This window comes from Kitasatospora sp. NPDC053057, from assembly GCF_044546945.1.
GTDB lineage: Bacteria > Actinomycetota > Actinomycetes > Streptomycetales > Streptomycetaceae > Kitasatospora.
Genome location: NZ_JBITZP010000067.1, coordinates 19,696 through 27,049, shown reverse-complemented (window position 1 = coordinate 27,049; position 7,354 = coordinate 19,696). Strand labels below are relative to the sequence as shown.

At 64.2% G+C, this 7,354-nt stretch carries 6 protein-coding genes; 2 read left to right on the top strand and 4 right to left on the bottom strand.

All coding sequences use genetic code 11. The annotated features are described in order from the left end of the window. Positions 1-238: 238 nt before the first annotated feature. Together ACIG5E_RS37160 and ACIG5E_RS37155 are read left to right on the top strand one after the other, a co-directional pair. Positions 239-1,522 carry an IS701 family transposase gene (locus tag ACIG5E_RS37160; RefSeq protein ID WP_396541347.1) on the top strand — a complete coding sequence of 428 codons (1,284 nt, stop codon included), beginning with the start codon at positions 239-241 and terminating at the stop codon, positions 1,520-1,522. Between the two features lie 118 nt (positions 1,523-1,640). Further along, a complete protein-coding gene (locus ACIG5E_RS37155; protein WP_396541345.1) occupies positions 1,641-2,417 on the top strand; it encodes a DUF317 domain-containing protein in 777 nt (258 codons plus the stop codon). A gap of 68 nt (positions 2,418-2,485) precedes the next feature. Here the strand turns inward: ACIG5E_RS37155 and ACIG5E_RS37150 are convergent, their stop codons facing one another. Genes ACIG5E_RS37150 through ACIG5E_RS37135 form a run of 4 tightly spaced genes read right to left on the bottom strand, consistent with a single transcriptional unit; the run spans position 2,486 to position 7,340 of the window. Further along, entirely contained in the window at positions 2,486-2,956 is a 471-nt protein-coding gene (locus tag ACIG5E_RS37150) for a DNA phosphorothioation-associated protein 4 (protein WP_396541343.1), read from the bottom strand. Then, the gene (locus tag ACIG5E_RS37145) at positions 2,956-5,013 is read right to left on the bottom strand and encodes an AAA family ATPase (protein ID WP_396541341.1); all 2,058 of its coding nucleotides are present in this window, start codon (positions 5,011-5,013) and stop codon (positions 2,956-2,958) included. The genes ACIG5E_RS37150 and ACIG5E_RS37145 overlap by 1 nt, the downstream gene beginning before the upstream one ends. Further along, positions 5,010-5,174 (bottom strand): hypothetical protein, encoded by a 165-nt coding sequence (locus ACIG5E_RS37140; RefSeq protein ID WP_396541339.1) that lies wholly within the window; start codon positions 5,172-5,174, stop codon positions 5,010-5,012. The genes ACIG5E_RS37145 and ACIG5E_RS37140 overlap by 4 nt, the downstream gene beginning before the upstream one ends. Positions 5,175-5,216: 42 nt before the next feature. Next, positions 5,217-7,340: a DEAD/DEAH box helicase family protein gene (locus ACIG5E_RS37135; protein ID WP_396541337.1), complete on the bottom strand. Its 2,124-nt coding sequence runs from the start codon at positions 7,338-7,340 to the stop codon at positions 5,217-5,219. Positions 7,341-7,354: the final 14 nt, after the last annotated feature.

Here is a 7,354-nt window from a genome sequence, read left to right as displayed (position 1 = left end):
CAGTACCGCTCCGACATCCTCGACGGCTTCCTCTCCGGCACCGGCCTCTCCCTCGACCTCCCACCGCCATCACCTTGAAGCGCCGAGGTCAGTAATACTCCAGTGTGACTTCGTGATCTCGCGCTGAAGCCGGGTGGAAAAGGCAACGGCCACCGCGTGATCATCAAGGGTTGTGTGGACTCATGACGATCATGCGGTGGCCGCGGGTCACAGCATAGACGCCGCCCGATGGCGGGCGATGTTCGACCAGGCCATGGCCCGGATCGCAGGCCGGTTCCGCCGGGTGGAGCCGCGAGCGACAGCCCGCGCCTTCGTGCTCGCCCTGCTGTCCGGCGTCGAGCGGAAGAACTGCTGGCAGCTGGCCGAACAGGCCGGTCATGCTCGCCCCGGACCGATGCAACGGCTGCTGCGAACCACCCGCTGGGACGCCGACGCGGTCCGCGACGACATCCGCGCCTACGTCTTCGAACACCTCGGCACCGACGACGGCGTGCTGATCGTGGACGAGACCGGCTTCCTGAAGACGGGCACCGCCTCGGCGGGCGTGCAGCGGCAATACACCGGCACGGCAGGCCGGATCGAGAACACCCAGGTCGGCGTCTTCCTCGCCTACGCCTCCAGCAGAGGACGGGCGTTGATCGACCGTCGCCTCTACCTGCCCGACGCCTCGTGGTGCCAGGACACCGAGCGCCGCACCCGCGCCGGGGTGCCCGACCAGACGAAGTTCGCGACCAAGCCCACGCTGGCCGGACAAATGATCACGGCGGCACTGGACGCCGGGATTGGCGCCTCCTGGGCGACCGGGGACGAGGCTTACGGTCAAGACCCGGGCCTGCGTGCCCTGTTGGAGTCCCGTGAGGTCGGCTACGTCCTGGCCGTCGCCCGCAGCACGCGGGTGCGGATCAACCAGGGACGAACCGCCGTCCGCGCGGATGCCGTGGCCGACCGCCTGCCCGCCTCGGCCTGGCACCGGCAGAGCGCCGGAGCCGGGGCGAAGGGGCCGCGCTACTACGACTGGGCCTGGATCGAGATCGGTACCGACGGCCACCGGCACCTGCTGATCCGCCGCAACCCGCACAGCGGCGAACTCGCCTTCTACCTGTGCTGGTCCCCGAGACGGGTGCCGCTGTCCGAGCTGGTCCGGGTGGCCGGGACTCGCTGGTGCGTCGAGGAGTGCTTCCAGGCCGCGAAAGGCCAGGTCGGCCTGGACCACTACCAGGTCCGCCACTGGACAGCCTGGCACCGGCACATCACCCTGGCCATGCTCGCCCTGGCCTTCCTGGTCGTCCTCGCCGCCGACGCGACGCCGGCCAGGACCGCACAACCGAACCGGCCCGCCCGCAGCACCGACCCGATCGACCTGACCGTCCCCGAGATCCGCCACCTGCTCGGCGCCTTCCTGGTTCCACCGGCCACCTCCCCGCGCGGCCTGCTGACCTGGTCAAACTGGCGCAGACTCCATCAAGCAACCGCCCGCCGCAGCCACTACCGACGGCGCCTCGCAGACCCCTCAACCGGATAGATCACGAAGTCACACTGGAGTACTAACCGCTTCAGGCATTAGGCCCCTCCTCTCCCTCCTTGTCGCCCGGCCGTCGACGAGGCAATTCATGCTGCCTTTGAAAGGAGCAACCACCCTCATGGCTTCCGAGACCCCCGGCGTGGACGCAGTCCGGCGCATTGACGCTGCGAAGGCGCTCGCAATCTCCCCTGCCTACCTCGCTGGCGAGGACCGCAGTGCTGGCGCTCACGTCAGTCGACCGCTTGAACTCGACTTCGATTGGTCGGTCCGTCGGCTGGGAATCGCCAATGTCATCCTGGACAGCCCCTGCCGCCGGGCCCGAGTCGGCTACCTGCCCACCCACGGCGACTACACGCCTCTATGGATCATCAACGTGGCTAAGGGGCCCATGCATCCCGCGCTCTGGAAGATGACCTTTGGACATGGAGTCCCCTCGGAGCTCGTCGCCGCGCTGGTGGTTCCTCTGGCCGTCACACTGGCTGGCGGAGCAGGCAGCTCCAACGACACCGGCGCCCAAGATCTGATCGTCGCTCCACTACGTCAGGCCAGCTGGCAAAGGCTTCCGGAAACGGCGGCCGGCCTCGCGGGCTTTGCCTCGCCTGACGGCTTCGCCACCGTCCGAAGGCATCCCATCCAGCAGAACAACGAGGAGTATGGTCGTCAGGGGCGTACGTCCTGGGAGATTACCGCTGGTCCGCCGGGCGCGGGCTGGACAGCAACCTTCAGCTCGGCAATACCAGATCATCTTGTGGCAACCGCCACACGATGGCTCGCCTCACCACAGCCCGTGTTCCGCAATAGGCGCGAGCTTGCTCCGGAATCGCTGGAGTATCTGCGGATTACGTCGCGGTCGACGCGAACTCGCGATGACGGGCACAGACGTACCCAACGCTGAGGACTCGGCATACGGCGGGCCCCAAGCTAGTGGAGCCCGCCGTATGGCCATGGGTGTCGCGAGCGCCGCTACCAGTCGAGAGCACCGTCCCCGAGGAGGTCAGTAACGATGTTGTTCTTCTCCTCGGCTGGCGTAGCCGTTAGGGCCTCCATCACTAGACCGCTGACCAGCGTGGTGAGATCGCGCCTGCCGCTTGCGTTGAGCTCGCCTTGAAGGTAGTTCAGACCGCCGTTGGCGTACTCTTCGAAGATCCTGATGCGCTCCTTGATGCGGTCGTCACTCAGAATCGTGGCGTCGTCAGGCTGGTCCACCACGGCCAGCATGTCGATCAGCGCCTCGCCGAAATCACGGCGCTCGACTCGCGCCAGGTCGATCGGCTCGCCTGTATTCTTGAATTCGTCCCGTTTGCGCTTTTGCTTACCGAGGGCAGCAGCGAACATCATGGCTTCGTACATCGCCGAGAAGGGCCCGTCCTTGCTGCACAGGTCCTGCAGCAGCTTCTCGTGGTCGGCGGGACGCCGGAAGCGCTCGTCAGCCATCAGACCGTCACCTCTTCCAGCACGGAATGCTCGAACTCGCCGCGCGTAACGTAGGGCACAGCCCGGTTGTTGATGGTGATGAACTGCTCCTGCGCGTCCGGCTTCGGAGTCACATTCCGAAGTACATACATACGTGTCGCCGCAGAACTCAGGTGATCCATCACCATTCCGCGTGCCTGTGACTGCGACAGCAAGGTGATGATCTGCGACGTGAGCTTGGGCAGGGATTCGGCGACCTGGTCTTGATACTCCACGTCCAAACTCCCGAACGGCGCATCCATCACGACGGGGTAGACCCCTCCCTCGTCCAGAGCGCCGGCCTCAGAATTGCGCTTTCGGTCGTCACGTTCCTTGGCCATCTCAGAGACAGCGCCAACAAAGGAGAGTCCCAAGATCTGGTTTTCTCCAGTGCTGCGGATAGCGGCCATTCCATTGCTGCCCGCTTTCAGCTCCAGCTCGAACGAGCTCGTCACCTCTGGCACGAAGCTCTTCACGAAGATGCGGGAGAAGACACGCTTCACCCGTGCGTCGAGCTCCTGGCGCACCTCCTCGGTCTTCAGATTGAGGATCCGAGTGAAGGCATCGATGACTTCATCGACCAGAGCGAGTTGGCTTTGGACGCGTCGAGACTCCTCGTTCTGAATCTCTGCGGAGTGCAGCTTGCGGCGCGTCGCCGCGATCTCGGCCTCCACCTCCTCCAACTCATCCTGCGCACGGCGATGCTCAGACTCGGCCTCGAACCGCTTCTCGTCGAACTCCTTCCTGCGCTGCTCGAGATTCTGGACATCCATCACATCCACTCCCTGCAGCTGGCGTTCGATGTCGCTCAGTTCAGCGTCCTTCTGGTGAATCTTGGACTCGACCTCGGTTTGATCCTTGGCGATCTCACGCAGCTCATCCAGAAGCACCCTCCGGGCATCAGTCAGCCGAGCGCTGTTGCCTCGCAAGTTCATCCATCGCGCCTGGACGTCCACGAGTCCCGCGTTGTACTTACGCTCCGAGAGCGCCAAGAACCCAGCGGACCCTTCCGGGACAGGCGTGCCACACATGCAGACTCCATCCTCAAGGAGCCCCTCGATGTAGTCGCGCTGGATGCCGGCCGGAAGCTCCTGTCGACGGCGCATGCCCTCAGCGAGCTCCATGACGGACTCGTCGATTCCTGCGGTGAAGGAGATGAAGCCCCGCTCCGCCAGTGTCTTGCGCTTGCGCTCCTGGAGCTCCTTGTAGCGCTCCTTCTCAGCATCCAACTCTTGGTTGAGCTTGACGCGCCGCTTCTGCAAAGGAGCTGCCATCCCGTTGTCGAGAAGCGCCTTCGCCGCATCTTCAGACGCTCGCTTGTAGGCCGAGATGTCACCCGAGAGCTTAATGAGCCTTCCGTGTACTGCCAGCTTCTTAGCGTCCAAGGCGGCTTGCTGTACCGCAAGTTGCTGGAGCCTCCCATCTCCCAGCTTCTGAGCCTCGGCCATCAGCTTGCGCCTTGCGGCAGGCAGATGCACGTCGATGGCCCGCTCAATGGCTTCGAGTCCCAGCAGCGTCTTGATAGCGCTCTTGACGTCCTCACTTCCATCGCCAACGAACATGCGCTCCATGCGCTCGCCGTTGAAGAAGAAGAAGCGTCGCAGGCCCTCGGGCAGGATCTTCTCAATTCGGTCCTGGCCGTTGTCGATCCTCACGCTTTCCCCGAGCCGGGTCTCGGTCACGAGCAGTCGGGGGTTCGGCAGGTCCTGGTCCTGCGTGGACCTGGTGACGGTGACTTCGCGCAGCACGCTAAATGTAGAACCCTCGTGCTCGAACTCCAGCTTCACCGAACCGCTAACCGGAGCGCCGAACGGGGTCTGCGCCCACGCGTGGTCGTTGATGACGCGTTCCTGGCGCTCCACGTCGTTGGAGAAGGATCCGTACAGCGCCCAGGCAAAGGCGTTGAGCAGGGTCGTCTTCCCCGCGCCGTTCATGCCAAAGATCAGCACGGCGGGCTTGCCGTCGGCGACGTCCAGGTTCAGGGAATGCTTTCCGTAGAAGACGCGGAAGTTGTCGACGGTCAGCTTGAGTAGCTTCACTTGGCCAGCTCCTTCACGGCTTCGATGATCTTCGTCGTCAGCAAGGTGGAGGTCTTCAGGTGCAGGTTCTCCTTCTCCAGCTGATGGACTCTCGCAACCAGTTCTTTGGCTTCGGGTGAAAGCTTGTTCAGGATGTCGGCAACGCTCTCTTGGCTGCTCACGCTCGGTCCCCGATCAGTTTCGTTATCAAAAGCTCAGCCGTTTCAGGTGTCCAGGAGCCCGAATCGCAAGCGCAACGGGCGCAGGATGTCCAGAGTGTCAGCCTCGTTCTCGGCCAGTCGGGCAAACTCAGTTACCCGAGTCAGCTCTCGTGCGACCAGTCGGCGTTCAGTCTCTCGGTGCAGCTCACTCGTCTGCTCGGGCGGGATGACGATGAAGTCCACGATGTCCGCGTACTCCTTGCCCCGTGCAGGGCGCAGCACCCTTCCTCGTCGTTGGATGAACTGTCGCGGGTTGGAGGAACTCGCGAGGAGGTAGGCGGTTCGAGCTGCGGGCACGTCGACACCCTCATCGAGGCAGCGCATCGAGAGCAGCACCTGCAGGTCATCCCCCGAACCGAACCGTCGCAAGAGCTCCCGGCGCTTTTCCCGGGGAGTCTCGGAGGTGTAGGTCGCCGAGGTCATCCGTAGGTCCTCGCCGGCCAACCTGACGGCCTGCTGGAGTTGGCTGGGCTCGTGGGGATCTTCGTAGTTGCCTTCCGCAAGCGGGTGTTGGCCTTCCGCGCAGTAGAGCAACTGGAACCAGTCACCCTGACGTTTCATCATCTGCTCACGCAGTGCGGGCAGCTTGGCGCGGGCGTGGCCGAGGATGTTGGCCCGCTTGCGCAAGAGCATGCCGAGCGGACTGTCGTCGTCACCGTCCTCGGTGAACTCTTGTATGGCGAGCAGCTTCGCGATCTTCTCGGTGACTTCGCCATACAGCTCGGTCTCTTCTACGTCCAGCTCCACCACTACCGGTGTGTAGATGTACCGGCACAGGGCGCCGGCGCGAATGGCGTCGCCGATGCCCATCTCGAAGACCACCTCGCCGAAGTAGTCCTGAAGGGCCGCCGTGCCGCGATCGTCGAACCAGCGTTCCGGGGTTGCGGACAGACCGAGGCGGTAGGTCGCGGAGTCGGGCAGACGATCTCGGAGCCGCTTGGCCCCGAGGTTGTGCACCTCGTCGGCGATCAGCAGGAAGTGTCCGCGGTGGCGCCTGAGGGTGCTCTGGAAGGGATCTCCGCTGAACGTCGCGTTGGTTGTGACAAGTACCCCACCACGGCTGGTGCCGAGAGCGAGAGCATCGAGCAGAGACGCAGCCTTGCCGTACCAGGAGTCTGTGGATTCGTAGGCTCGGATCGGCGTCATGCCGAAGCGTTCAATGTCCGTAGACCACTGGTCAACCAGATGTTGGAATGGCACGACCACGACCGTCAGAAGGGCAGCCTGAGCCTGCTTGCGTCTCAGGACCTTCGACAGCTGCGCTGCCGCTGACAGGGCCGTCAGCGTCTTCCCCGTGCCGGTCGCCATGCGCAGGATGCCGCGGAAGCCGTTCTCGAACCAGCTCTGGACTGCCTCTTTCTGGTAGCCCCGGACATCGAGCTCCCCAGGGATGACGAGCATCCCCTCGGTGTCCGCTCGAGGTAGGACCAGGGTCGTGCCGTCTATGGGCAGCGGCTCCAGGTGTGCCTGACCGCCTGTCCGCTGTGCGTACTCCTCCGTGAGGGACTTCATCGCCGCAGAGAAGGGAATGACGCGCAGGAGCGGCGTCCGGTCGGACCAGAGGTCGTCGAAGTCGCGCCTGATGCGTAGGGCCCTCTGACCATCCTCGATGTGCCAGCTGCGGAAGACTTCGATGGACTCGAAGTTGCCGACCAGTCCGGGAAGGGTCTCGTTCGCGCTGCCCTTGAAGGCGACCAGGTCGCGCTCGTCGCGGAATATCCCGATCTTCTCGTGGTACATGCCTATCCGCCCAGCGGCGGCCACGTACGCCAGCTTGAGGTCGAGCAGCCCGTCGGCCACCATCAGTCCGAGCTTCCCGAGACCGCTCGCAGCCCGCGGGTCTTCGCATGCCTCCTGGAGGTCGCGCAACGCAGCCTTCTCTAGGACTGTCCGCAGAGCGTACCCGCCTCGAATCTGCTCTACGTCCTCGTGGCGCAGCTGTGGCGAGGCCACGATGCGCATCCGACCACCGCGGGCTGCGAACTCGTCCAATCCCTGGCCGAGCACCGAGAGCACCGAGGCGGTGAAGTAGCCCACCGCCCGGTCGTAGGACGTGGAAGCCGCGAGTGCGGGAACGTAGAAATCCTCAACGATGTCGCAGCGATCGCTGCGGTAGTCGCTCTGCAAGCCCGCTGTACGCA

What these genes read in the sequence shown, in the direction of transcription:
- ACIG5E_RS37155 (WP_396541345.1), top strand. Translation starts at nt 1,641, where the DNA reads ATGGCTTCCGAGACCCCCGGCGTGGACGCAGTCCGGCGCATTGACGCT.
- ACIG5E_RS37150 (WP_396541343.1), bottom strand. Translation starts at nt 2,956, where the DNA reads ATGGCTGACGAGCGCTTCCGGCGTCCCGCCGACCACGAGAAGCTGCTG.
- ACIG5E_RS37160 (WP_396541347.1), top strand. Translation starts at nt 239, where the DNA reads ATGTTCGACCAGGCCATGGCCCGGATCGCAGGCCGGTTCCGCCGGGTG.